Genomic DNA, 22940 nt, shown 5'->3' on the forward strand with positions numbered 1-22940 from the left:
GATTCAATTCCTTGGGCTGACGGGTCGAACGAAGTCAGGCGTGACGGTACGGCTGTTCTTGCGGGCCGACGTCATGCCCTTCCTTCGGACCGGGTAAAGGTTCGAACCATAGACCAGATAGCAGCGGTTAGGCCGTGTGTTAGTCCATGTGATGCCGCCGCACTGTCCGTTCGCGTCGCATTGCTGCATGCATTCCTGGTACGTCGCCGCATAGGAGAGGGTGCTATCCCCGATGAAGGCGCTCGTAGTGAAAAGCTCCCATCCGACCGTTAAGCTGGGCGGAGCGGCCGCTGGCCCGGCCTTGAAGTAGAGGCCCGACGTTCCGAGCGCGTACGACTGCACGAACTCGAAGCCGGATTTGAGAAAGCAGCGGTTTGCCTCGACATTGTAGGTGAAGGCCCGGCAGGCGTGCTGGCTGTCGCATATCGCGCGACAGTTCTCCGCACCCTGGGCGGTCATGCCTTTCGCGACCAGGTCACCGCCCCAAAGGTCGACGCCACTGTAGGAAGCAAAGTACCAGGTCTCGGCGTTCGCTGGATCGCGATAACCGGGTATCCGGCTCCTTGTTCCCGCCGTGGAGAGCGTGTCCGTCTGGGCCGAGGCAAACCCGGCATAAAGACGGCAAATGTTGGTTGCCGAAGAGTGGTCAAAGCCGGCGCAGCCCGACCGCTCCTGGCAAAGCTTCCTGCAGCCATCGAGGGGCTGCTTGAACTCGGCGCTCGTGGTTCCGATCAAAGCAGTCTGCGGATAGTCCCAAATGTCCGGCTGCGCGTCGGCAAATACCGTTGGCGCGGTCGCCGAAACGGCAAGCGCCAGGAAGAGCAGCGCGCCAGCGATTTTCGCTGCGCCAAAGCGGCTCCGACGATTTACCTGCATCCCTCTAGTTCCCCAATTCCCCGAAGTTTACTTCTACGCGCTGGATCAGGGATTGATCGACCCTTCGCAATAAGTGGTGCGAAGGAAGCCGCCATATGCAGTGGCGCGGCTTGAGTTACTATCGGCGGCATCCTGGCAAAGTGAGACCAGCAGCGTTTGGGCCTGGGAATTCCCCTCCAGCGCGAGCTCAAAATAGGATCGGCCGGCCTTGTTCGCATCGGCGGCATCCACCCTGTCCTGCGCGAACGTCCGCGGATCGTACCAGCGGGCAATCTCAAGCTTGGCGTCCTGGTTGCCTCTTTGCATCGCAAGGTAGATCGCCTGCATCCCGACGTCCCTGTTGCCGCGCTCGAAGGCATCCTTGCTAAGCGCAAAGAGTTCATGGCCATCGGAGTCTGTCGACTTGAGCTTCTCAAGTCTCGCAGCGAGCGGAGGGTTTGTCGGGTCGGAATAGTTCGGTATGAGGCTTCGCGTCTGCGCCGTTGAGCCGGCGTCGCGTTTGCCGCCGTTCACCGTTGCGTACAGGCGACATTCGTTTTTCGCCGTGTGGCTGACGCCAGCGCAACCTGATCGCTGCTGACACAGTTTCAGGCATTCCTCCAGGGGTGTGGAGACCTGTGCACTGGGAAGGCCGTCCAGGATCGTGTCGGGATAGTTGAACAGCTCGTCCGCCTTCGTGCTTTGCGCTGTCGCTGGCGATTGGTTGCCCAAGATCAGCATCGCGGCGGCCATGATCAAGGCGAGCGTGGGCAGGCCAGGGCGGTTGCGAAACCCATTGGTCGGCATTTGCGTGGGTCCTTTCAAGGCACCCTGGCAACCGCATTGCCGAGCCTTGCTGTTTCTGGTCGTCATTCCAAAGTGCCCTCGCAATATGTGTTCGTCAGGAACCCGTTGAAGGCGGGATCCTGAGGGGAGCTCGCATTCTTGTCGCAAAGCGACCTGAGCAAGCCCGCGGCTTCCGACTTACCCTCGACCACGAGCTCGAAATAGAACCGGGCCGCCTTGTTGGCATCGGGACGGTCGGCCTTGGACGGATCGAAAGAGTTCGGATCGTAGTTGCGCGCGATCTGAAGCTTGGCGTCCTTGTTGCCCCGTTCCATAGCGAGATTGATCGCCTGCATGCCGATTCCCGCGTCGCCCTGGCGGTATGCCTCCCCGCTCAAAGCCAGGAGTTCGTGACCATCCGCGTCCGTCCGTTTGAGCCTCTCGAAACGCGCGGCCAGCGTCTCTGGCCGGGTCAGCCAGGCATCCATCCATCCAAGCCTGTATCCAGCATAGGTTCCGGCCGTCGCCAGCAGCAACAACAGCGGGATCAGGACATAAAGGTGTCGCGACCTGCTTCTTGGTTCGGTGGCGACCGGCTCAGGCACCCTTATCGGTGGCGGCGAAACGGGCGGTTCGGGAAGATCGATGATCCGTTCCGGCAGTCGAGGGGATGGCGGCGGAGGCGGGGTCAGCTCCTTTGACCATCCGCCCGGCTGTGGCGTGACCGGAGGCCAGAATGCGTTGCCCCAGACGTTTTGACCCTCGACCTCCACCTTCACCTGGAGGTCGACGGGGATCCGGTCGCAGACTTCGGGTCCTATCGATAAGGTAGTCGACCCTTGGGTTCGATTGACGACCTCTGCCGCAACACTGGCCGGACGCGCCTGCCAGCCGTCGTCGCCGAGATAGGGCGTGTCCGCGGACTTACGCGTGATCGCGAGGCGAAGGCGCTTGGAACTCCCCAGGTCCTGCGCAAACACAAGCAGCGCATGCCCGAACAGTTGCGACTCGTCCTCTACGACTTTCAGCGGAACCTGGGTCATCGCACCGGCCCAACAGCCCCGCCAGGGGACGGCGTGGACGAATCGAGAGCTTCCAGGATAGCTCTGAGCCTTTCGTTCTCGTCGACGTTGACCGTGATACCTTCGCCCGAAAGGACATTGTCGGTGACGAGCTGGTTGAACGCGTACATCCACTCAGACAGCGCCAGGTAAGAGAAGTTGCGCCGCTCCTTGCCAAGCCCGTCACAGTTCGTGACGTTCGGCCTGCGGGCGAATACCCGGATCTCGCCGTCTTCCGTGCCGTCCGGCGCCGTTGGCCGCTTGTCCTCCGGCAAGGACTCGAAGCCCAGTGTGCTGACGAAACGGTTGATGCGGCTGGTCGCAAGGAATCCAGCCCTCTCGAGCAGGATGTCAGGCCTCTCGACCGAGCTTCCGGAGAGCTTGGCGAGATCCTCGGCGATCTGGTCTTCGAGCCCCGTGCGCCGAGCCGCCGCGGCAAGCTCTGCGACCAACTCGCCGGCCAGCTTGTGGGTAATGCTGATGGCCTGCAGAGCGCCATCGTTCCTTGACAGCGCCAGAAGCCCGTCCAACCAATGCCGCATCGCGGAGCGCGCGAGATAAGCTTCGCGGGCAAGCGCCTTCTGTGAAACCGTCGGACCGGAAGGGGTCGCGGCCGCGACCGTCTTCCTTTTGTTTCCGGGCAGCGGAGGCGCGCCTGGCCGCGGCGGAGCGACGCGCTTCTTCACGGCAGGCTCGCCTCGGCCATCCGCCCCCTCGTCGGGGGCGTTCTGCCGCTTGATGCGGTTGCCGTACTCGATGTGGAGATGCTCGGAAATTCCGTTCTGCGAAATCTGCAGCATCTTCATGGCGACGCCGAACTGTTCGCGCTCCCATGCCTCGGTGAGACAGGCCAGGATCTGGTCCGACACCTCGCGGCGCTCGGCGATGCGCTTGTTGATGTCGCTCTCGACGAAATAGGGGGCAAGCACGTGGCGTATTTCGTGAGCGATGTTGGCGAGGCGGCCCCGTATCTGCCCGTACTTGATCTCGGGCCGGCAGATCGCCGCCAGATTCTCGGCCAGATAGCCCACGCCGCCGTCATTAAGCCTAAGCGCTTCGTCGAATGCCTTCGCCGGATCGCGGAAATGCTGCTGCACCTCTGGGACCTGGAGATAGGCCCTACGAAGCGCGGCGACCTTCTTGACCTTATCGGGCAGAATCTCGATCTCGTCTGGACCCTGATATTTGATCAGGAATTCGGCCTTGAAGTTGGGATTGCGCAGCCAGTAGGTGTTGTTGAACGGCTTGCCAGGCGTCCATTCGGACGGCCACTTGTGGGCCTTACCGAAATACCGTGTAAGCGAGGAACCCATGCGCGCGCTGAAACGATCCGAAAGGCTTTGCCCTTCCTCGCCGGCCTTTTCGCTGAAGTGCTTATCGAACATCGTCAGCACCAGGAAAAGCGCTGTATCCGTGCGGGTCCGGTCCGCCGGAGTCTCGCCGTGCGAGATCCTGATCCAGTCGTCGATCATGTCGGGAAGCGTGGCGACGTCCTGTGTGGAATCCTTAATGCACAGCAGCATGCTCGACAGCTCCTGCTCGGCGACGTAGCGGTCGAACAGGTAGGCAACCTTACCTCTTACGAAGAGGTCCTTGAGAGCCTGGGGATTGTCGTCGAAGTACGCTTGCAGGTCCACTTTCTGCCGGCTGCGCGCGCCGGGGAAGTCGAGAAGGTCCGTGTGGTCGAAGAACGGCCAGGGCCGCTCGGAAACCGCGATGCGCAGCTCGGCCGCCAAGGCGGTGATGACAGGCAGTGGAAGCGAAACCCCGGGCCCCTTTAGCGGCCTTATAAACAGCTCATCCTGGCCGGGCTTGCCGAGCCCGAGGAGCGTCTCGACGTCGATGATGCTCCGGTCCCGGGGGACCAGCGCCTCAATGGCGCAATAGGCATCCTTCGCGAAGCCGAGCTTCTCAAGGGCGGCGGCGAGCTCGAGATAGACCTCGGTGAATTTCCCAAAACCTCCCCATAGCACGGAGAAGAGTTCGGCGCGGTCCGCGATCGAAAGCCGCGGCGCCAGCATCGCCGCCTCTTCCCAGTAGGCACCAAGCGTCTCAATGTTGGGGAGGCCCGCGAATTGCTTTTCGAAATACTCCTGGATGTCCCAGATGTCCTCCTCGATGAGCCCACCGGATCCGGCCTGCGGCGCGACGCGTCTGCGCGCCGCCTCCAGCGTGGACACGACGGCCTCAGGCGTCAGCGGAATGCGTTTCTTCGCATCGCCGTCGAGGAAGAAGCTGTTGCCCAGTATCTTGGCGATGTCGGTCTCGCTGAGCAACCGCAGGACGACCGGAGCGCCCGCCGGGCTGGGCTCTTCCTTCACCGAGAAACGGGTCACCAGACCAGTCGACTCGCGGTCGCCGCCCGGATTGATCTCGCGAATGAAGTCGACCTGCCGTCCAAGGTCGCCGAAGCGTGCCATCAAAGGGGCGTTGCCGTTGCGGGCAAGGACAGACACCAGATAGGACTTGCCGGCCTGGCTGGGGCCGAATATTCCCACGCACATCGGCCGGTCTATCGCTTCCATCGCCTTGCGGGCCGCGACAACCGATTTCCTGAGATGTTGTTCAGCGTTGGCACGCGTGTCGCCGACCCGCTCGGCATTGGCGGTGGTCCCGATCCACGCAAGGCCGTCCTGCGCCGACTTCAGCGCGGCACCGCAGCTTTGTTTCAACTCTTCACGCATTGTTCAGTCGCCATTTCACTGGATGGAGATAATTCCCGTGTCGAGCCAATAGCCGTCGCCCGTCTCGACCGCGAGCGTGTCCAGCTTCAGTTCCATCATGCGTTTGACTGGAGCGCCGTCGGCATCTTCAGCGTCCTCAATCACGAACTCCTCGCGGGTTGCCTCGCTCGACAGAAGTTCCACTTCGCTCCTGTCGTCCTCGCCAGGCAACTCGACATTGCGCGCGATGGTCACGCGGACCGGCTTTCGCATGCCCCTTGCCGAGCGCGAGGAGCCGGCCATCAGCTTGTACAAGGGGGTCGCCACCCATCGCTCGAGCGGCAACTGCCTGAAGCCGATGCGAACCGGACTGTGATAGTCGAACTCTGCCTCAGCCGACGCCTCCGTCCGGTCGAGATCGATATCGGAGAAAAGCAGAGTCTCGTCAGGCAGCGTGGCGTTGCCCTGGAGCCTCCCGATATAGCGGGCCGTCGATTTCATCCGCAGGTACTTGGAGTAAAGCGTGAAATTGGTGATCTGCGCCTCAGACAGCGCGCACAGCATCGCGCCCACCACTGCGGTCGTTTTCGGGTCGTCGATGTGGGTGTTGCTGACGCCACGGAATGGATACCAAGTGCCCACGCGGTAGTCCTTGATCGGGATGACGCAGTCGGGGCGTACCGACATCTTGTTCATGAACAAGTTGATCATCGGCGGCAGCCGCATCGGCCGCCCAGTCAAGAGCACCACATCCGCGTCGAGGTGGTTGATCGCCTCGGCGATGTTGTCGAACACGCTGTCGAATATAGACAAAACGCATTCGTCCACGGCCTGTGGGTCGATCGCGATGTCGCAGTCGGCAATGCTGAACTGGCCGGCTTCCAGTCCCATATTTTCCTTGAGATACCCCAGGATACGGGCGTCGACCGGGATCTCGCCGTCGGGGCCAGTTCTTCCTTCGGTCTCGAAGAAGCTTCCCGCTTTGCGAATTTCCGTCTTGTGGCTCGTTGGCGGCAAGGTCTCGCATTCGGACAACACGCCGATGGCTATCGGCTGCAGGACTTGAAGCACGAACTGACGGCGCAGGTGCTTTTCCTGTTCGGACATGTTCGGGTTGTCGCCAGCGAAGCGGTCCCTGAGGTAGTTCCGCGCGTTCGCCATGCCCGCCTGGGCGAGGCCTTCCTCGATCCTTGGGATAACCAGGCGCTCGATCACCGTCTTCATCAGGTCGTCGCCGGCGATGCGGAAGCCCTCCCTGAAATTCTGGTCGGGATAGAGCGCCACGTTGTCCGTCTGGAAGTAAGTCGTCACCATCAGGTCGGTCGTGCCGCCCCCCACATCGACGCTGGCGATGCGCAGGGCCCGTTCGGCCTTCTGCTTGGACTTGGAAGCCGGAAGCATTGCCGGCCTTTCCCTGTCCTTGCCGAGCACGTCGAACAGCGTCCTAATCGAGCCGCCGAGCTTCTGCACGGCCTCTCCGTAAAGATAGACCAGGTGGACCGAGCTTGCCTCGTCCCAAGAGCAATGAATCTCCGGCCGCTGGCTGTTGATCCCCGTGTTACTCTCGCCCCATCCCGACAGCGACCACAACAGCTTGACAGCCGCCTCGGCGCGCGAGCGCAAAATGCGCTGTTCCTGGACCGGGGTCGCGGAAGGGATGGTCATTATGATGCGGCGTAGCCGTCGCGGAGCGTCCTTTAGCCTTCGCTCGCGCCGTGTGCCGGGGTTGTTCATCATCGACATCGCCTGTGCGATGACCTCGACCAGCATGAAGGTGAAAAAAGAGGAGCGCGAAAAGCAAAAGCGGCTTGCGGTCTGCAGGTCGCTGTCCTTGACCTTCACCTTGAACTGGCGCCTGTCGCTCTCGACCTGCTCAAGGACGTCGCCCCGATCGTTGACGAAGCGGTACATCGAGCGCTCGATCAGCGGTTCCGTTCCAGCATGGCCTTGCGAAGCTGCGCGGAACCTCCATTCCTGCAGGACTGGATCGGAACTCCAAAGATATCGCTTTGGCGACGATAGTCCGGTCGCCGCCTCCGTACCTTCCGATTCGCCCCGCAATCGCGACGCCTCGGGGCCGATGCGCAGCAGGCTGGGCCAGAAGAACGCCCGGGGACGCCCCGATCGCCTGGCGATGTCTTCCGAACCGAATTCGGCGGCCACCAGCTCGCACTGGCTTTCGAACGGGTCGCGGTAGACCAACTCGGGCTTCGAGAGATCCCGAAGCTCGAGCACCAGCGAGTTGTTGAGGTCGACATTCACGTCGTCTGGGAACGACTGGATCAGCAATCCGCACGAGCGAGAGTTTCCGATGTCGAGCACGAGATCCACATCGACAGGCTGGACGTTTCTGTTTTCGCTGACGGTGTCGATGAGCGTGACGCGCACGGGCGTGATCACGCTAGCCAGGAACTGGACCAAGGTGATGTAGCGCGCTAGGTGCTCGAACTGGTAAGGAAAATCTTCCGGGCGAAGCTCCTTACCTTTCCTCTGCAGCTTCTTGAATGCGTGGAAAATATCCTTCAGCCAGTCGTCCAACCATTTCTGCGCGTCGACAGGCCCTTGTCCCGGGACATCGATCTTGTGAGACAGGAACGATATGACATCGGGAAGACGGCTGACGAAACGGAACGACTCGGTCCGCATAGCGTCTTCGGGGCACGGCGCCAGGTAAGGACGGTTCGCCCTGCGCGGCGCCAGCGAGCTGTCGAACGCGAAAACCGCCCGGTGAGTACCCTTCCGGTCCCCATGGGCGTTTCTGGTTTCCGTCACCTTCACCCGAACCCAGTCTGTCGGTCCCTGTGCGTAAATCTCGTTGCCGAGGTCGTCCTTGCCGGGCTCGATCTTGAAGAACGGCATCGGAACCCAGCGGTCGAGGAAGGTGTTGAGCGCCACCGCCTTTGTGATGTCGTATGCCTCGTCGGCGCCTTGCTGAGGATATGGCTGCTGGTCGGCTTCCGGATCATCGTCGGTCCAGTTGGGCAGGAGGCGCACCACCGCCTTGCCGTCCGAACCCGTTTCGGCAAGCGAAGTCCGTTCGATGAACGACCTCGACAGCCGGGGCGAAGCGTCGAAGTCGAATCCGAACTCAACGAACTGGATGCCGCTGTCCGGCACGAGCGTGAAGCCGTCGCTAAAGTCGGCAAGGTTGGTCAGCATTCCAAAGCCTCGAAGCCGGGCTGCTTGAGATCGTCGAGTAGGTTCAGTTGCATGCACGGTCCTAACATGACGCGAACTACCGCTTACAGTCGTTCGAGGAACAACGAGTGATCTTCTGCGGGATCAAGTTGCACGATGGCAACGGATCATCCGAGTTCCAGATCAGTGCCTGCCCGATGCCTCCTCCGGATCTGTAATGCGTGACCGTTCCCGAACAAATAACCTCTTGCTCGTCAAGCCTAAACCTGAGGTCGAAGGGAACTGTGACATCCCTGTCGCCGACAGTTGTCACGTATGCGATCACCGCAAATTTATAGGAGCCAGGAGCGATATTTTCTTTCCAGACGAGGTTCTCAACCGGGTCCGAACTTACGTTTTCCGTAAGGTTTTTGTTTGAATCGATGTCTTTGATGCCATCGCCGCAAGCGGGGCCTTTAATGCTCTGATTACCGCCAAGCATTCCGCCGGGGCAGAAGGAATTTAGATCAAGGTCGTCGCGAGTGTGCCACGACAATGTCACCTGCAGCTTACCTGTGTGGCCGCCTTCCCCTGTCACCTTTTTGTCGATGCGCTTCGAAAGGTCCGACTTTGGCGGCGTAGGCACACAAGAGTTCACATGCCGCCTGAGTTGTTCCTCCAGTACCGCCGCCTCCGCCATGAGTTCCTGAGTGCGCAGGCTTTTCCGGTCCAATTCGGGCGCCGGCGCCGTAAGCGCACAGTAGGCGCCTCCCCCCTTCCCAAACGCCGTGAGACCGAATGGAAGCGTAACGCCGCAAGCGGGCAGCAGCAGCCAAGCTATGGCTCCGGCCAGCACTATTGGGATGAGCCACAACAGGCCAGCCAGCCAGCCCCAGGAGCGAGGAGCCGGCGGCGTGGGGGGAGGCGGGGCGGCGGCTGGCGGCAACTTGTCGGTTTTGCCCGATATCTCGCCCTTGCCGCTCGTCTCAGCGTCGTGTCTTTCGTATCCCCATGCCGTCAGGACGACCATACCGTCGCCCCTGCCTGAACCCCCTGAGATCCAGACGTTATCGTCTCCCGGGAAGGTCACGGCATTGCGAAGCGCCGTCGCCGTGGACCTGCCGGCAGCGTCACCTCGGCTATCTTGCGCCGAGGCCGCGCGCAGAACCGCCTGAACGGACTGGCGTAGGCGTGCCCTGTAGATGTCCGCGGTTTCGTCGGGAAGATCGCTCAGGCGCACGAGCGCATCCTCGCGCTCTGTATACCAGTCGATCCCCGAGCCGTCCTTGCGGGGCACCGGCTCAGCCAGTTCAAGCCCGATTCCGTTCGGGAACTCACGGCTGAGGATCGCCTGCATCCGGTGCACGGAACGTTCCGCGGTAGACCCCAGCGAACGCATGAGGCTGAGCGTAGTGGTGGCGACGAACTGGCTCATTGGGCGGGCCCCGGCTGCCCTGCGGCCGGAAGGGGAGCCGAGACGCACGGCTTGTCCGCCGTGGTTACGGCCACGCCGTTCGCCGACAGGAACTGGATCGCGTCGCGGGCGCTCAGCGAGAAGTTGAGCTTCTGGGCGTTTTCTCCGTCCAGGATTATGAAGGTGTTCACCCCGACCGCGCGCCCGCAAGCGTCCGAAAGCGGCCCGCCGCTGTTGCCTCGGGAAATGTTTGCCGAGTGGGTGATGACCTTGGTCGTCCCGTCCTGCGGCATGGCCATAACGTTGCCCTGCGTCACAACCATCTCGAGATTACTGATCCCGTCGGTGTTGCCGTTGATGATGTCCCGGTAAGTCTTGTCCATGGACATTACAAAGCCCGGAAAACCTCCAGCAACGACGCTGTCCAGCCTGCCGATCGCGGTCGAGAGCTGAAGGGCCTTGACGCCGCTTGGAGCGTCATCCACGCGCAGTAGGGCGAAGTCGGGATCTCCGGACGTGCTCGCGGCGGCTTTGGCCACGACATGCGCCGGGACCGCCCGGCCGAGGGCCTTGCTGGCGACGAACACCGTGTCGCCTGCACCCTCCACGACATGGTTGTTGGTGAGAATGTCCTGTTTGCCGACAAAGAATCCACTTCCCGTGCTGAGTCTGTTGCCCGAAAGAGGCGCGAGAACGAGCACCGTGGCCGCGTCGAGCGATGCCAGCAGGGCTTGCGGCGATCCAGGTGCCGGCGGCGGCTGTCCGGCAGCGGCCGCGGGTTTCGGCGGATCCGATATCTTGGGGCCAAGGATTGAAGGGTCGGCGTTGCATGCGGCTTTCGCAAGCTCGGCCCTGAGCTTGCCGATCCGCTCCTCGAGGTTCCGGTTGACTTCGGCGTTATCCACCAGGGAAGCCGGCTTAGGCGGCTGCAGGGCTTCGGGATAAAGCAGGTTGCCCGGCCACGCCGCGTACATCAGGCAGGTGGCGAACACGAGCGAAACCGCCAGGAGCGGCCAGGGCGCGATGCGTCTCGGTCTCGCTGTGAATTTTGTCTGAGCCTGTGGGGGAGCGCCTGTTGCATGGGAGGGCTCGGCAGCTTGTGCCGGAGCCATCCGCGCCGCGCCAGGACTTGCCCCGCCGACCGTCCATGGCTGGCCGGGTATACGCGGCGAGATCCCGAACGGCAGGTAAGCTCCTAGCGTTTTCTCGTTATGCCGCGCAAATGCGGCCTGCGAGGACGAGGCCTCCGGCGGCAGTGTCCCCCAATTGGTGAGAACGGGGTTCTCCCCCACCGCCACGATCGAGCTTTCGTCCGCGACATTTAGCATCGCCGCGACGGTCTCGCCGATTTGACGATCGGCCAGCGCCGGGCGGAGCGCCTCGATTCGTGCCGTCAAGGCCGAGGCGACCCGCGCTCGCATTGCGCGGTCCAGCGCTTCCATCTGTTTGGCATCATCATCAAAGGCGCCAAACCACGCAACGATCAGGCGACCGCCATCCTGGTCCTTGACGTTAGGCTCGGAAAAAAGCCGTGAGGCACCGTCCCCGCATAGTTCGTCTATGCGGGCGAATGTCGGCTCGCAATCACGCCAAAGCGACTTCCCGGCGACGGCCAATACGTCGACGGCGCGTGCATGCGTGGTGCGAATGAAGTGGACGTTGTTGCGCCCAGCCATTAGGTCTTCCCCGGCCGCAGCTTCTGCCTGTTAAGCGCGGCATCCCCGAGGGCATACTTCGGCGGAAACAAACTCTGAGTCAACAAGCTGTTAATGGATTTGGACGCCATGCTTAACCGCAAGACCCGAGGCCATATCTTCTTTGCAAATTCTGAGCTAGCTAGAATGTCACAAAGATTGCACGCACGCATATCCCATGTCGGGTATCGCGTACAAATAGTTGAAATGATAGGGTCGCCGCTGTGTCTATTGCAGAATCCTGAAGCAGACGTCGCATTGGTAAGGCGGTGTTTTTGTGGAGATAAGTCTTGGTGCGGGCTTGCCGCACGGTTCTAGCGGCTGCTCTCTTCGGTTGACCAGATCCGGCTAGGAGATGACAAGCCGGCTGTCACCCGCGTAGGTCGGCGTTACTGGGGGGTGGATGTTTGACTATACAGCTCGTCGGCTGGCGCTCCAACTTGCGATCGGAACGCTGTCATTGCTGGCGTCCGGAGTTCAGAGGACGAACGGCCAGTCCATGGGCGAACTCTTCAGTTATCCCGAGAGCGAACTTTCTGGAAAAGTGAGCGTTCAGGCGAGCGTTCCGTTGGAGCAATGCCGCTCCCTCTGTTCCTCGCGTTCGGGTTGCCTCGGATTCGACTTTTCGTCCAGCAACGGCGCTAGCGTTTGCAAATTTTTCGAAAAAGTAGATTCCGCACACAACAGTCCGGAACATACAGCTGGCACGCGAACGCTGGTCGCAGGCTACCCTCCTCCCTCGAACCCACCTCTTCAACCCTTGCCACCCCTTTCACAAACCAATCCATCCGCGCCAGAGGCTTCGGATGTCAGCGGCCGCAAGGTCAGCTATCAAGAGATTCCTGGAGACCGCCGACCAATTGGTTGGGTGTATATAAATGTGTGTTCCGGAGCACCGGTCAACGCGTCAGCGCTGCGCAAATCCGTGAATGATTTCGTCTTTGAGGCGCTCCGTCTCATCCCTGGCCGGATCGAACGTTTTGATAGGAGTAAAGCTCCCCAATGCACTGGCATGCCCAAAGCCATCGGCTATGTCTCGGCAAACGCGGAGAAGTGGAGGGTAGTTGCGGCCCTAAAGGAAATGGAACCGCTCCTCCGCTCTCTTGGAATTGGAGCGCTCGCAGACGGCAAATTGTCGACCCGAGACGCTGACGACTATCGCATCGAGATATGGCTTAGCCATCAATAGAGGCTCGCTCTAAAGGACGGAGCTTGCGGACCAAGTGGTAAAGAGCGACGACCGGCAGAAGGAAGGATCTCGCTATTGTCCGAAGCCGCCGTGGACTTAAATCCAGCTATCTTGCGATCTGCAATTGCGAAACCTGCGACAATATATGGATGCCACTCCATTTGGTCGGCTTGAAGGTGGCTGCTAGCACAACGTCTCGCACGCCACGCCGTCACCGTCTCGATCCAGCTTCCGGCCCCACGAACAGTTGTGCAGATACCATTGGGCGTCTTCGCAAGAGCTGATTTGCGAGCAATAGCGCCGCGGCTCACACGACAGGCCGCCGCTTTGCGCGACCAGCTTGCGGCTCATGATGCTCGCCGGCGCAGCGCCATCGCTATGTGACGCGCGCCAATCCCAAGGCGCTTCGAATTTCCCGACCCAAAGACCGCGCTTGGTGGCTTCGGCGTTCTTCTGCTGCGCCGCGTAGGCGCCATTGCTGTAGCGTGGCCAATCGAGGGCCTGGCCGTGCTCGACCATCCACGCCGCCACGCTGGCGCCGTCGGCGCGCCGGCAGTCGCCAACGAAGCGGTGATAGCGATCCCAAGTCACGAACGTACATTGCACCGGCCGCGAAGCCGCCAGGAAGCTATCCAGCGCTTCGGCCGATCGTCGGCCGCAGGGGTATTCGAAGCCCTTTGCGTCATCGCAATATTGCTTGCTCTCCGGCGCGTCGATGCCGTTGAAGCGGATCCGCTGCCCGTGAACTTCGATCGTGTCGCCGTCGATGACCGATGCGACGCCGGCGATCGGCTGCGGCTTAGGACCGAGCAGGTTCGAAACGCTGATGTCGGGCAGGCGATCACTATGTTGGATAAGCGTCTGCGCAGCCAGTGCGCCGGCAGCGGCAACGGTGAGGAAGATCAGCCGCCTTGGCACCGCGTTGCGCGATCGCCTTCGTTGCCAGCCCATCGTCAATCCGCCTCGTGCCCGGTGCGGCCACCCGGCTTAGCTTCCGCAGCCCGTTCACCACAGGGACGGCCCAAGCTGTCGACCTGCGTTCGCAGATCGCAGGGGTGGTTGCCGGAATCGCCACCACCGCCGCCTTGGTTCAAAACTTGGCCCGGCGACGCGGGCGGCACACCGCGATACCGTTGCACAACATCCGCGCTGCGCTGTCCGTCGCCTTCGATATGGGTGTTGTTGCTATTGGGGTTGAATGGATCGATCGTCTGCAACAGGCGATTGGTGTTGTTGGCGTCGCCTGACGCCAAGGTCATCGTGTCATAGTTGTTTAGATAATCGGCGGCGCAGCCGGATATTGCCAGCATCACCGCAAGGCAAAATAGAGTTCGACTATGCATTATCCCCGCTCCCCAAACAGACGATGACACGCGGAGATATATTTTGCAAATCTGCCAGACCCGTGCCTGCCTTGCGACTCACGCCGACCAGCCGGGCCACGTGATGTCGATCATCGGCATACCGGCGCAGTAGTAGTCATAAACGAACTGTCCGGTCGCCATGTCGCGGCACCGCCACATCAGGCTATAGTTCGGTCCGTAGAACTAATCCCAAGCGACGCCGTAGGAGGCGGCGTATAATAGCGGTACCAGCCGCTTCGGCAGCATCAGTCTTCCCCAGATAGAGATCACGCTTCGCGGCATGTCGTGCGGCAGCGATGTGTGCTCAGGCTTTTGTACGAGCGCCCAAACGACGCCTCACGGGTTTACCAGTCCGGAATTATGGGTCGCTGGTGAGTGACCTATGCGCGTGAAAACAGGGGGTTTTCTTGCCGAGGGTTCGGTTTCCCATCGTGCGGTTCATTCCGGATTGGCGGAGCGGCGCCTAGCGGGGGAACCGAAACCACCGAGTAGCAACTGGAATTCGCCAGATACTTCCGGACATCACACCATTGCTGGAGTGCACCCTCAGACTGAGACAAGGAAAATCGCGGACATCGCCCCGTGTTCAGCTATGCCGCCTTTTCCATCCGTCGTCCACCTGAATGCTTCTGTTCGTATTCCTCCGGCGTGAGATAATCGAGCGCCGAGTGCAGGCGCTGCGTGTTGTAAACGGTATCGATGAAAGCGCCGATGCGCCTACGGGCATCATCAGCATCCTTATAGGCGAGACCTTGCACCTCTTCCTGCTTCAGCGTTTTCATGAAGCTTTCCGCCTTCGCGTTGTCGTAAGGATTTCCGACGCGGCTCATGCTCGCCTGGATGCCATGGAGATGCAGAAGTTCGGAGTAGGCCCCACAGGCGTATTGAACGCCGCGGTCGGAATGGTGCACGAGGCCCCCCGGGAGCGGGCTGGCGATCGGTAATGGCCATCTCGAGGGCCTCAATGGCAAGACTCGCTCTGAGATGCGTATCCAACGCCCACCGATCACCCTGCGGCTAAACGCGTCAAGCACAACGGCAAGGAAAGCAAACTCCTCAGCCAGATGCAGGAAGGTGATATCGGCAACCCATAGCTGGTTGACCCCACTGAGGATCATGCCCCTGGCCAAGTTCGGCACGACTTGCCAACCATGCCTCGAGTTCGTCGTTGCAGGCACAAAGGGTCGCGTGCGCAGGCACAGCAGATTGTCTTCACGCATGATGCGTAGAACGCACTTGTGATTGACTTGCCACCCCTCCCGACGCAACAGGGCTCCGATCCCGCGGTAGCCGTAGTGCGCGTTGCCGAGAGCCATCTTTTGAATGAGATCGCGCAAACCTGTCTCGGCCCGTCGCGGGGCCGAGTCTAGCCAGTGACGATAATAACTGGCGCGGCTGACGCCAGCGAGCCAGCACATTCGATCGATGTTGAAGTCGCCTTGCGACAGGCCGGTCGTCATCTTTTCGATGACTTTGAAGATCCCGTTTCGCCAGGAGCGCTGCTCCGGCGCTGATCTTCCTCGAAGTGCCGCAAGGCTTCGCGAAAAAAATCGAGATCAAGCTGCTGTTGCCCGACTTTCTGCTCCAATTCCCTGATCCGGCGCCTGGCCTTGGTCAGTGCCTTTTCCTGAGGCGTCGGCAGATCGGCTGAATTCTGCAGCTGCGCGGCCCCGTCTAGTCCTGCTGTCGATCTGGCCGGCCGGCCGCGCCGGCGTGACTTCAGATCGCCATAAAGCCTCAGGTGATCACGCCACTCGTAAAGTCGTTGACGACTGATGCCGACCTCATCTGCCAACTTGCTGACGTTTTCGCCCGCCTCCATGCGCTGGAGCAGCTCCCGCTTTTGGTCTTCATCAATAAATCTTTGCCGTCCGCCCATGCCCCAGTTTCCTCTCCTGAGGGGAAACTGTCCGCGATTTTCCTTGTCTCAGTCTGGGGGTGCACTCCAGTGCCGTCCGGAATTATCTGTCGCTGTCCGGAATCAAGCCGGGCTGCAGAGGTGGTCTGCTCGCATGCCGATACGGCTTTCGATCTATCCATGGGATATTAGGCAGTGTCGCCAATAGGATCATCGAACTGATTTGTTAAATGCGCGTTTTTCCGCACGTTTCCATAGTCGGAAGATAAGCAGGCAGCATCGATTCGCCAGCGATCACGATGGCCCTTCCGTCTCGGTCCGCTCAGTTGTGCGAGGCAGCGTCTTAGCCTTTTGCTGAGGCGCCGAAACTAGAGCTGCCTTTCGCTCCCGCGCGAGAGATTGATGCCTCCCGACGAACTCGAAAGTACAGTCTCGCTTGCATTTCGTGCGACGTAGATGACATCATAGATTGTCGGAGTGGAAGCGCCCATTGCCGAGCAAAGGCGATTGGTAAGCTAGATAAGACACTTTATGATCGTGCATCGAACGCGACACGATGTTTCTGGACCCTCGGCCCATTGAGGTCCAAAAACGAACCTCGGAATGCAAGCTTGTGGGATTGGAATCGCATGGCTTCGCGTGTCGCACAATTTTATCATATCACACTCGTGACCGTTTTGGTCGGATGTATCGCCGCACCAGTCAGTTATGCAGCGGCAACTTTGCCCCGTAGCGCAGAACAACTAACTACTTATCTGCCGCGATCCCACCTTGCTGGTGATCAAATTGAGATCCTTGTCACGCGCTGGTTCGGACAGATCGAAGAGAGCGATGTCGACGGTTCGATAGCCGCGATCGAGTTCCTGCGAGGAGCCCCACCTGCATTTGCAAAGCTTGCGATCAAGAAACTGCGCGACAGCGACATCCTCGAAAAAGTCTTCATGGCCGCAAATGACGTGCAGAAGGACCGGTTGCGTAACTCAACAGTCATCAATGAAAATCAGCTTCGCGATCTCCTATGGCGCGATTACCTTGCAATGTTGCAGGCCGCATTTGCCGAAAAAGGTGATGCAGGTACCACCACCGCACTATTCCTAGTTGCGAATGTCAGCGCGATGCGACTGCTGCCGGCCCCTATCGCCGACGCATATCTCAGCGCCTTGCAGGACGACGCGCTGAACGGGCAACTGCGTGATGAGATTGCAGCCATGCTTCGTGGGCGCTGGGCTGAGCTTCGACCTCAAAAGGAAAAACTCAGAGCCTGGTCGAAAGTCGGTGCTGGAGCCTCAGTGGCGGGGGATGTCCGCCGCCGACTGGGCCTGTCGGTCCTTGCCAGGCTCGGCGAACCGCTTTCCGACCTCGAGATCAATGATGTCGCGGCCGAGGGTCCCGCCGACTTTCTTGCGATGGTCGCCGCCAGGCCGACAATTGCGCAGGCCCATATACCGCAACTCGTGGGTATCTTGCGCGACGTCAGCGACCCAGAGCTCTGGACTGCGGCGCATGCAGCACTGCAGACGGCCGACCCGGTAGCACTTTCGGCCTTCTACGCTGGGGTCGATCAACAGTCTGCGGAGAACTGGAGTCCGGCCACCCTTGATCGCTTCATTCGGTTCGCGGATTCTCAAGAGATCACAGCATTTAAGAATTGGACGGCAGCCGGAAAAGCGGTGGATTGCGACGGTCTTCGCTGGCGACTGTCGCTGCTGCAGCGTCAGACCAGCGCGCGCGATCTCAGATTTGGTCAGGCCTGGAATCTCCTGACAAAGGGAACGGTCTGCGAAAATGACCTATCGAGCGAAATTGACGACGCACTTACGTCAATCGGCGGCGACCAACTGGCGAGCCTCCTTGTCGGGGCCATCGACAAGGAAGGCCCAGGTCAGCTCGCGAACATGACCTTGGTGCTACCGCAGGTTTCGCGATCGATGGCAGGTCTCCTCGACGATCGGCTCGCTAGCCGCGATCTTGCGGCGGCAAAACGGCTCATGGATATCGGCGTCATCCCCTCCTCGATTGGTCTGGATCAACGAAACTATTGGAGTCAGGTCTTCGGGCTGCCGTCGAGAGACAAGCTTGATGTTGTCGATCTCAGGGCGCTCCAAGCAGTTGATCAACCCCCCGCCGAAGCGCTTTCGGCCGCTGAGGCCCTGGCCGGCTCGGATAGCGCAAACGTGACTGTCCGAAACGCCGCTCTGATGGCGCTCGCCGCCCATGTTCCCGAGACGGATAAGGCGGAGGCACTCCTAACTGCTGCAAGGAGCGGCAATCCGGCAATCGCACGCCCGGCGATCATCCTGCTTGCCCGAACCTATGACGAGGCAAAGGTGGGCGCCGGATTACCGTTGCCTGAAGAGGAGAACATGAGCACGATGCGGACCTGGCCGGACGTTTCGTCCGACGCCGGGGTCCTGCTCAAGACGCTAGTCCGCTATGATGCGAAGTTTGCGCGCGACTATGCCGAAACACTCGACACCCGGAACTATGCTCTGGAGCCGGGTAGCACGTGCCTTGCGCTGGCGCAGTCACCAGCGATCGATGCGGGACTTCTCGCTCGCATCCTGAATATTGCGATTGGCAATGCCGACGTCGCCGGTCAGAACGTTGCTCTTGCTTGCGTTTCGACGCTCAGTCGGCCCGGTTCTGCGACTGCTCTTCTTTCTGAGGCATGGCGCAATGTCGTCGCAACGGAACCGACCATTACTCTCGACGCGCTCAAGTCGCTTTGGGAGGACGAAGGCTTTCGCGCGGTCGCAAGGAGCGAGTTGGAAATCAAGATCGGCCAGATCGCCGGCAGACTTGCTCAAAATGCGCCCCTCTCGACAGAAACCATGAACGCTCTGGGCTATTGGAAACAAGAGCTTGTGGCCATCGACCCGGCGGAGGCTCAGGCAATCTCAACGGAGCTAAACAAGCGACGCCTGTACGCTTTTCTGGCGCTGGTGCCCTCAGTACTCATTGTCCATCTTCTACTCTGGGCCTTGCTGCTCACCGCCTATCCGCGATTTGCTTGGGTCCAGGCCGTTGTCTTCTGGAACCCGATTGTGCGCCGACTTCTCGGACTGGGTTATATAGACCTCGTTCTGCTTCACGTTGGATTTGCCCGCCGCCGGATTTTTGCACCTTTCAAAGACTCGCTGCTCGGCGATATCCTCTCTGAAAATCGCAATCAGCTCGACCGGATCTCCTACTTCACTGACAGCCGGGTATGGCATCGGCCCCGCGTCGATGCGTGGCACGCGGGTGCCGCGAGCGCGGTTGGAGCGGATCAACCGATTCTGCAGGCGCTTTCGCGTCACAAGGGGCGCGTGCTGCTTCTCGGGAAATCCGGCCTCGGCAAATCGAGCTTCCTGCGCTTCTCACTTGCGGCGCGGGCAAGGCAGGGCCGTGACGTCATCGCCTACCTGCGTGCCGATCAGTGTCGCAACGGCGTCGAAGCCCAACTTGAGGAGCGACTGAACGGCCTAGCGAGGGCCAGCGACCTTCTGGGAGCCATGATCTATGCAGGCAGGATCTTCATCTACATCGACGGCTACAATGAAGTCGACCTTGCTACGCAGGATGCTATCACCGGCTTTCTGGCGCGCTACCCCTTTGCGAATATTCTTATCGCAAGTCAGATCACGTTGCGGGGTTTCAGCACGATCGAAACTTTCGAGATGATCCCGCTCGCGGGGGAAGCGATCCGCAATTTCTTAGTGTCGCGCGAGCTCATTCTTACCGAAAACGTGCCTGTTGGCGGGGAGCTCTTCGAGAAGGTGGCGGTGAGCTTTCTAGCGGACATCGATACCCGTTCGCGTGACGATGCTGAGAAGAAGGCCTTTGACGACATCTTGTCGAACCCGATGGATCTGACATCGGTCGCCATCCTGCTCGGCGATGGCCGCACACCCGACCTTTTCGCGCTTGAGGCCCAACAGCTCGAAGGCATCGTCCAAAAACTTGCTGCAACTGGTCAAAAATTCCGCACCGAAGCCTTTTCCAAGGCCCTTTTGGACCAGCGATTGCAGGATCAGGAAGACCTCCAGAAGCTTCCGTTCCGACCAGAAGTGGCCGCGCTTGTGACGGGCAAGATGGCGATCGTTCGAACCGACGCTGACGACGCCGGATCGGTTGCCGCTCAAGAGATCCGTTTCCGCCACGATCGCATTCGCGACTATTTCACACATTTTGCATTTCTGGCATTTCCAGCTGAAAAGCAGGCGGAGTTCGCAGAAGACGCTCGCTTCGCCGGCGTGTTTCCCTACCTAGCCCGCGCGCTTCCGCAAAGCGAGGCCGAGGCGCTACGCGAAAGACTGATCACGCGGGCTGCCGATCTCGATGATCATAGGGTCAGCGACAGTTTCGTCAGGGAATTTAGCTGGCGACAAAAGATATCGACCCAAGATCCCGACTGGCTCCCCGACTATGATGTGCCGACGGTTCGCGAAGCCGACAGCCGACTTTTCGAGTTAACCGGTCGTCGTCACGAGATCGACCAGGAGGTAAACGCAAACCGGGATATCATTTCGAGGTCACGGGCCATGACGCGGATCCTCGCCGCGGCCGATCCCAATTTTCTCAAAGATGCTGCCGTGGCGATCCTCCTGGAGATGGGGGCCGACGTCGAATCGGCGGACGAGGGCGCCTCCAGGGCGCAACTTCGAAGCCCCGATGGTGTTTCTTTTCGGGTTGTAGGCCTGAGCCAACCAGGGGCGATCAAGAGTTTTCACGTCGAGGTACTGGTGGCGCGGTTCACCGGTTCGACAACTATCCCCTATGTCGTGACGAACGCACGAGCCCTTGAGGATCCGAAGACAAGAGGCGAGGACCTTGATCGTCACGATCGGCAGGCGCTCTTGAACGTCGGCGCTTATGTGATCTCGGCGCGTGCGCTTTATGACGCCTTCGTGGAGGCGCAGGGACTATCGTCGCAACGTTCGTTCTGGCAGTTCGTTCTCCCGATATCAAAACAGATGGGGGCCGGCACATGAGAGGGGTCGCTATCGGTTTTTTCCTCGCCATTTCGATTGGCGCAGCCTTCGGCGAGGATTTCAAGAACAGCTACATCAGGTTCAGCCTTCCCACCGGCTGGTCGTGCGAGACCGAGGGGACGGCATTTGTCTGCAATCCACCGCATCTCAATGGCCAGCCGGTTTCCGCGATCATGATCATCACGGCAAAAATTGCTGGCCCAGACGACAACGTGACTGCCTATTTTAAGCACTTGGAAGCAACGGCCGCGGCCATCGGTCCGAATGCCATGAAACAGGCGCCCACCTTGACGAAAATCAACGGGATGACGTGGGTGGACTGCACCATTGAAGGATCTGAGATTAAAAACTACGAAACGCGGTACCTGGCTGTCTCGGCCAACGGTCTCGCGATCCTCTATACCCTTTCGGCACAGAAGGACTATTTCGGCAAAATCATCGGATCAGCCGTCCTAGCGGTTAACACGCTACAGATGCTCGATGACTGGAAGAAATAAAGTGTTCATGACCCGCGCAGAACCGAGCGGCGATCCAAAATCGCGCCCTCTTGTCACGCGAGATCACCGCTGAGCTACCTCCAGCCCATTCACCACCCGTCAGACATATCGATATGAGCACCGGCCTTTTGGGATCAGTTCCGACAGAAAATCAAAGTAGCTGATGTTGGCTTCCCAGGAAGCTCCGCGAGCAAGATCGCTGTTCGAGGAAAAATCGTGGAACTTCTTTGCCAAACGGTCGCCAAGTAAGGACGACGCTCAAGTTGTGAATTGCCTTCTAGACGAACAATACTAGAAGTTAAGTTGGTTCTGTCCGCACCTCTTGGCGGGGTCTGGCCGACCAGCGTCAATGCGGCCAATGCATTTTGGGAACGACTACATTGTGACCCGGGGGCGTGCAACGTGAAATTTGAGTCGAGCCGCAAGGGTGCAGGTGCGCATGTCTTGCTGATTGGCATCGATCAGTATTTCGATCCTAAGATCCGGCCATTGACCAGCCCTAGTAGGAGTGTCGACCATTCTCGCAGAATGGTGGCAAAGCGGCTACCTCAATCAAGCCGCGCCGCAGCGCCAGCTGTCCCACTAGGCAAGCATTGACAGGCTGCCGAGGCTTGCTGGACGACTTGATATCACGGGCTTTTGCGTATGCAAGTCTTCTAAAATAAGCTATAGATTGTTCGTGCGGGAGACGGGGCTCTGGCATGATCGATTCAGATGTATTCGACTTTGTCGAGCGGTGTCGGAAGCACACGGCTACAGGGCCGCTCTTGAGCGACCTGCTCGGGACAGTAACAAAACTGGGATTCGAGCACCTTATATTGAGTGGCGTGCCGTTGGGCGGGCAGAAACTCGCGCCGATGGTAGAATTGAACGGCTGGCCGGAAGGCTGGTTCCAGCGCTATGTGGAAGCCGAGCATGCCGCTGTGGACGGCGTCTGCATCTATTCGGCCAAGACGTTGAAGCCGTTCCTTTGGTCCGACGTACCCGCCAAATGGTCTGGGACTGAAGCGTCCCGGCGCGTCGCCGGCGAAGCGACGGAGTTCGGGATCTGCAGCGGCTTCGCCGTGCCGATGTTGAGTGTTCATCACTGGCAATCGGTGCTGTCATTTGCCTCCTCGCAAAAGACCTGCAAGCTATCTGCGCGCCAGCAGGTGCAGCTGGTAACCATGGCGGTCTACGCCGGTATGACGATTCAGTCCTTTTCGAATGACGCCGAAGACGGTGAGGGGCCGCTGACTGACCGGGAAAAGGAAGTGCTGCTGTGGGCCGCGGCCGGCAAGACGTCGTCGGAGACCTCGCAAATCCTCGGCCTGACCGAGCGCACCGTTAAGTGGCACGCGACACGCGCCCGCGAGGCTTTCGGCGTGGCCACGACCACCCAAGCCGTCGTGGAGGCCGTGCGCAGGCGCCTTATTCACCCGTAACTGTGTCAACTGTCCGATCGGACAGGTGACGTACATTAGACACGC

The 22940-nt window shown here is 60.1% G+C and carries 15 protein-coding genes; 4 read left to right on the forward strand and 11 right to left on the reverse strand.

What is annotated here, in order from left to right; genetic code table 11:
• Positions 1 to 3: 3 nt before the first annotated feature.
• The 7 genes from RFM52_RS17755 to RFM52_RS17785 all read right to left on the reverse strand — a co-directional run bounded on the left by RFM52_RS17755 (position 4) and on the right by RFM52_RS17785 (position 11572).
• Positions 4 to 876, reverse strand: a complete 873-nt coding sequence (locus tag RFM52_RS17755) for a PAN domain-containing protein (RefSeq protein WP_320292985.1) — start codon at positions 874 to 876, stop codon at positions 4 to 6.
• A 45-nt stretch (positions 877 to 921) separates the two neighbouring features.
• The gene (locus RFM52_RS17760; protein ID WP_320292986.1) at positions 922 to 1662 is read right to left on the reverse strand and encodes a PAN domain-containing protein; all 741 of its coding nucleotides are present in this window, start codon (positions 1660 to 1662) and stop codon (positions 922 to 924) included.
• A gap of 62 nt (positions 1663 to 1724) precedes the next feature.
• Positions 1725 to 2684 (reverse strand): hypothetical protein, encoded by a 960-nt coding sequence (locus RFM52_RS17765; RefSeq protein ID WP_320292987.1) that lies wholly within the window; start codon positions 2682 to 2684, stop codon positions 1725 to 1727.
• Positions 2681 to 5386: a putative virulence factor gene (locus tag RFM52_RS17770; protein WP_320292988.1), complete on the reverse strand. Its 2706-nt coding sequence runs from the start codon at positions 5384 to 5386 to the stop codon at positions 2681 to 2683. The genes RFM52_RS17765 and RFM52_RS17770 overlap by 4 nt, the downstream gene beginning before the upstream one ends.
• Positions 5387 to 5401: 15 nt before the next feature.
• Positions 5402 to 8524 (reverse strand): virulence factor SrfB, encoded by a 3123-nt coding sequence (locus RFM52_RS17775; RefSeq protein ID WP_320292989.1) that lies wholly within the window; start codon positions 8522 to 8524, stop codon positions 5402 to 5404.
• Between the two features lie 76 nt (positions 8525 to 8600).
• Positions 8601 to 9917, reverse strand: coding sequence for a hypothetical protein (locus RFM52_RS17780; RefSeq protein ID WP_320292990.1), 1317 nt, complete (start codon positions 9915 to 9917; stop codon positions 8601 to 8603).
• Positions 9914 to 11572, reverse strand: a complete 1659-nt coding sequence (locus tag RFM52_RS17785) for a trypsin-like peptidase domain-containing protein (RefSeq protein WP_320292991.1) — start codon at positions 11570 to 11572, stop codon at positions 9914 to 9916. The genes RFM52_RS17780 and RFM52_RS17785 overlap by 4 nt, the downstream gene beginning before the upstream one ends.
• Before the next feature lie 421 nt (positions 11573 to 11993).
• Here RFM52_RS17785 and RFM52_RS17790 point away from each other — a divergent pair, with 421 nt between their 5' ends.
• Positions 11994 to 12779, forward strand: coding sequence for a PAN domain-containing protein (locus RFM52_RS17790; RefSeq protein WP_320292992.1), 786 nt, complete (start codon positions 11994 to 11996; stop codon positions 12777 to 12779).
• 183 nt (positions 12780 to 12962) lie between these two features.
• Here the strand turns inward: RFM52_RS17790 and RFM52_RS17795 are convergent, their stop codons facing one another.
• The 4 genes from RFM52_RS17795 to RFM52_RS17810 all read right to left on the reverse strand — a co-directional run bounded on the left by RFM52_RS17795 (position 12963) and on the right by RFM52_RS17810 (position 16022).
• Positions 12963 to 13730: a thermonuclease family protein gene (locus RFM52_RS17795; RefSeq protein WP_320292993.1), complete on the reverse strand. Its 768-nt coding sequence runs from the start codon at positions 13728 to 13730 to the stop codon at positions 12963 to 12965.
• A 2-nt stretch (positions 13731 to 13732) separates the two neighbouring features.
• The gene (locus RFM52_RS17800; RefSeq protein ID WP_320292994.1) at positions 13733 to 14122 is read right to left on the reverse strand and encodes a hypothetical protein; all 390 of its coding nucleotides are present in this window, start codon (positions 14120 to 14122) and stop codon (positions 13733 to 13735) included.
• A 611-nt stretch (positions 14123 to 14733) separates the two neighbouring features.
• Positions 14734 to 15603 carry an IS3 family transposase gene (locus RFM52_RS17805; RefSeq protein WP_320292995.1) on the reverse strand — a complete coding sequence of 290 codons (870 nt, stop codon included), beginning with the start codon at positions 15601 to 15603 and terminating at the stop codon, positions 14734 to 14736.
• The gene (locus RFM52_RS17810; protein WP_320276790.1) at positions 15600 to 16022 is read right to left on the reverse strand and encodes a helix-turn-helix domain-containing protein; all 423 of its coding nucleotides are present in this window, start codon (positions 16020 to 16022) and stop codon (positions 15600 to 15602) included. Before RFM52_RS17810 ends, RFM52_RS17805 begins: the two co-directional genes overlap by 4 nt.
• Positions 16023 to 16630: 608 nt before the next feature.
• Here RFM52_RS17810 and RFM52_RS17815 point away from each other — a divergent pair.
• The 3 genes from RFM52_RS17815 to RFM52_RS17825 all read left to right on the forward strand — a co-directional run bounded on the left by RFM52_RS17815 (position 16631) and on the right by RFM52_RS17825 (position 22895).
• Complete coding sequence (locus RFM52_RS17815; RefSeq protein ID WP_320292996.1) at positions 16631 to 20974, forward strand: NACHT domain-containing protein; 4344 nt, start codon at positions 16631 to 16633, stop codon at positions 20972 to 20974.
• A complete protein-coding gene (locus RFM52_RS17820; RefSeq protein ID WP_320292997.1) occupies positions 20971 to 21471 on the forward strand; it encodes a hypothetical protein in 501 nt (166 codons plus the stop codon). Before RFM52_RS17815 ends, RFM52_RS17820 begins: the two co-directional genes overlap by 4 nt.
• Positions 21472 to 22172: 701 nt before the next feature.
• Positions 22173 to 22895: a LuxR family transcriptional regulator gene (locus RFM52_RS17825; RefSeq protein ID WP_320292998.1), complete on the forward strand. Its 723-nt coding sequence runs from the start codon at positions 22173 to 22175 to the stop codon at positions 22893 to 22895.
• The last annotated feature ends 45 nt before the right edge of the window (positions 22896 to 22940 follow it).

Source organism: Mesorhizobium humile, from assembly GCF_033977215.1.
Taxonomy (GTDB): Bacteria; Pseudomonadota; Alphaproteobacteria; order Rhizobiales; family Rhizobiaceae; genus Mesorhizobium; species Mesorhizobium humile.

Excerpts from the sequence above, each read along its gene's own strand:
- RFM52_RS17755 (WP_320292985.1), bottom strand. The coding sequence starts at position 876 with ATGCAGGTAAATCGTCGGAGCCGCTTTGGCGCAGCGAAAATCGCTGGC.
- RFM52_RS17760 (WP_320292986.1), bottom strand. The coding sequence starts at position 1,662 with ATGCCGACCAATGGGTTTCGCAACCGCCCTGGCCTGCCCACGCTCGCC.
- RFM52_RS17765 (WP_320292987.1), bottom strand. The coding sequence starts at position 2,684 with ATGACCCAGGTTCCGCTGAAAGTCGTAGAGGACGAGTCGCAACTGTTC.
- RFM52_RS17770 (WP_320292988.1), bottom strand. The coding sequence starts at position 5,386 with ATGCGTGAAGAGTTGAAACAAAGCTGCGGTGCCGCGCTGAAGTCGGCG.
- RFM52_RS17775 (WP_320292989.1), bottom strand. The coding sequence starts at position 8,524 with ATGCTGACCAACCTTGCCGACTTTAGCGACGGCTTCACGCTCGTGCCG.
- RFM52_RS17780 (WP_320292990.1), bottom strand. The coding sequence starts at position 9,917 with ATGAGCCAGTTCGTCGCCACCACTACGCTCAGCCTCATGCGTTCGCTG.
- RFM52_RS17785 (WP_320292991.1), bottom strand. The coding sequence starts at position 11,572 with ATGGCTGGGCGCAACAACGTCCACTTCATTCGCACCACGCATGCACGC.
- RFM52_RS17790 (WP_320292992.1), top strand. The coding sequence starts at position 11,994 with ATGTTTGACTATACAGCTCGTCGGCTGGCGCTCCAACTTGCGATCGGA.
- RFM52_RS17795 (WP_320292993.1), bottom strand. The coding sequence starts at position 13,730 with ATGGGCTGGCAACGAAGGCGATCGCGCAACGCGGTGCCAAGGCGGCTG.
- RFM52_RS17800 (WP_320292994.1), bottom strand. The coding sequence starts at position 14,122 with ATGCATAGTCGAACTCTATTTTGCCTTGCGGTGATGCTGGCAATATCC.
- RFM52_RS17805 (WP_320292995.1), bottom strand. The coding sequence starts at position 15,603 with ATGACGACCGGCCTGTCGCAAGGCGACTTCAACATCGATCGAATGTGC.
- RFM52_RS17810 (WP_320276790.1), bottom strand. The coding sequence starts at position 16,022 with ATGGGCGGACGGCAAAGATTTATTGATGAAGACCAAAAGCGGGAGCTG.
- RFM52_RS17815 (WP_320292996.1), top strand. The coding sequence starts at position 16,631 with ATGGCTTCGCGTGTCGCACAATTTTATCATATCACACTCGTGACCGTT.
- RFM52_RS17820 (WP_320292997.1), top strand. The coding sequence starts at position 20,971 with ATGAGAGGGGTCGCTATCGGTTTTTTCCTCGCCATTTCGATTGGCGCA.
- RFM52_RS17825 (WP_320292998.1), top strand. The coding sequence starts at position 22,173 with ATGATCGATTCAGATGTATTCGACTTTGTCGAGCGGTGTCGGAAGCAC.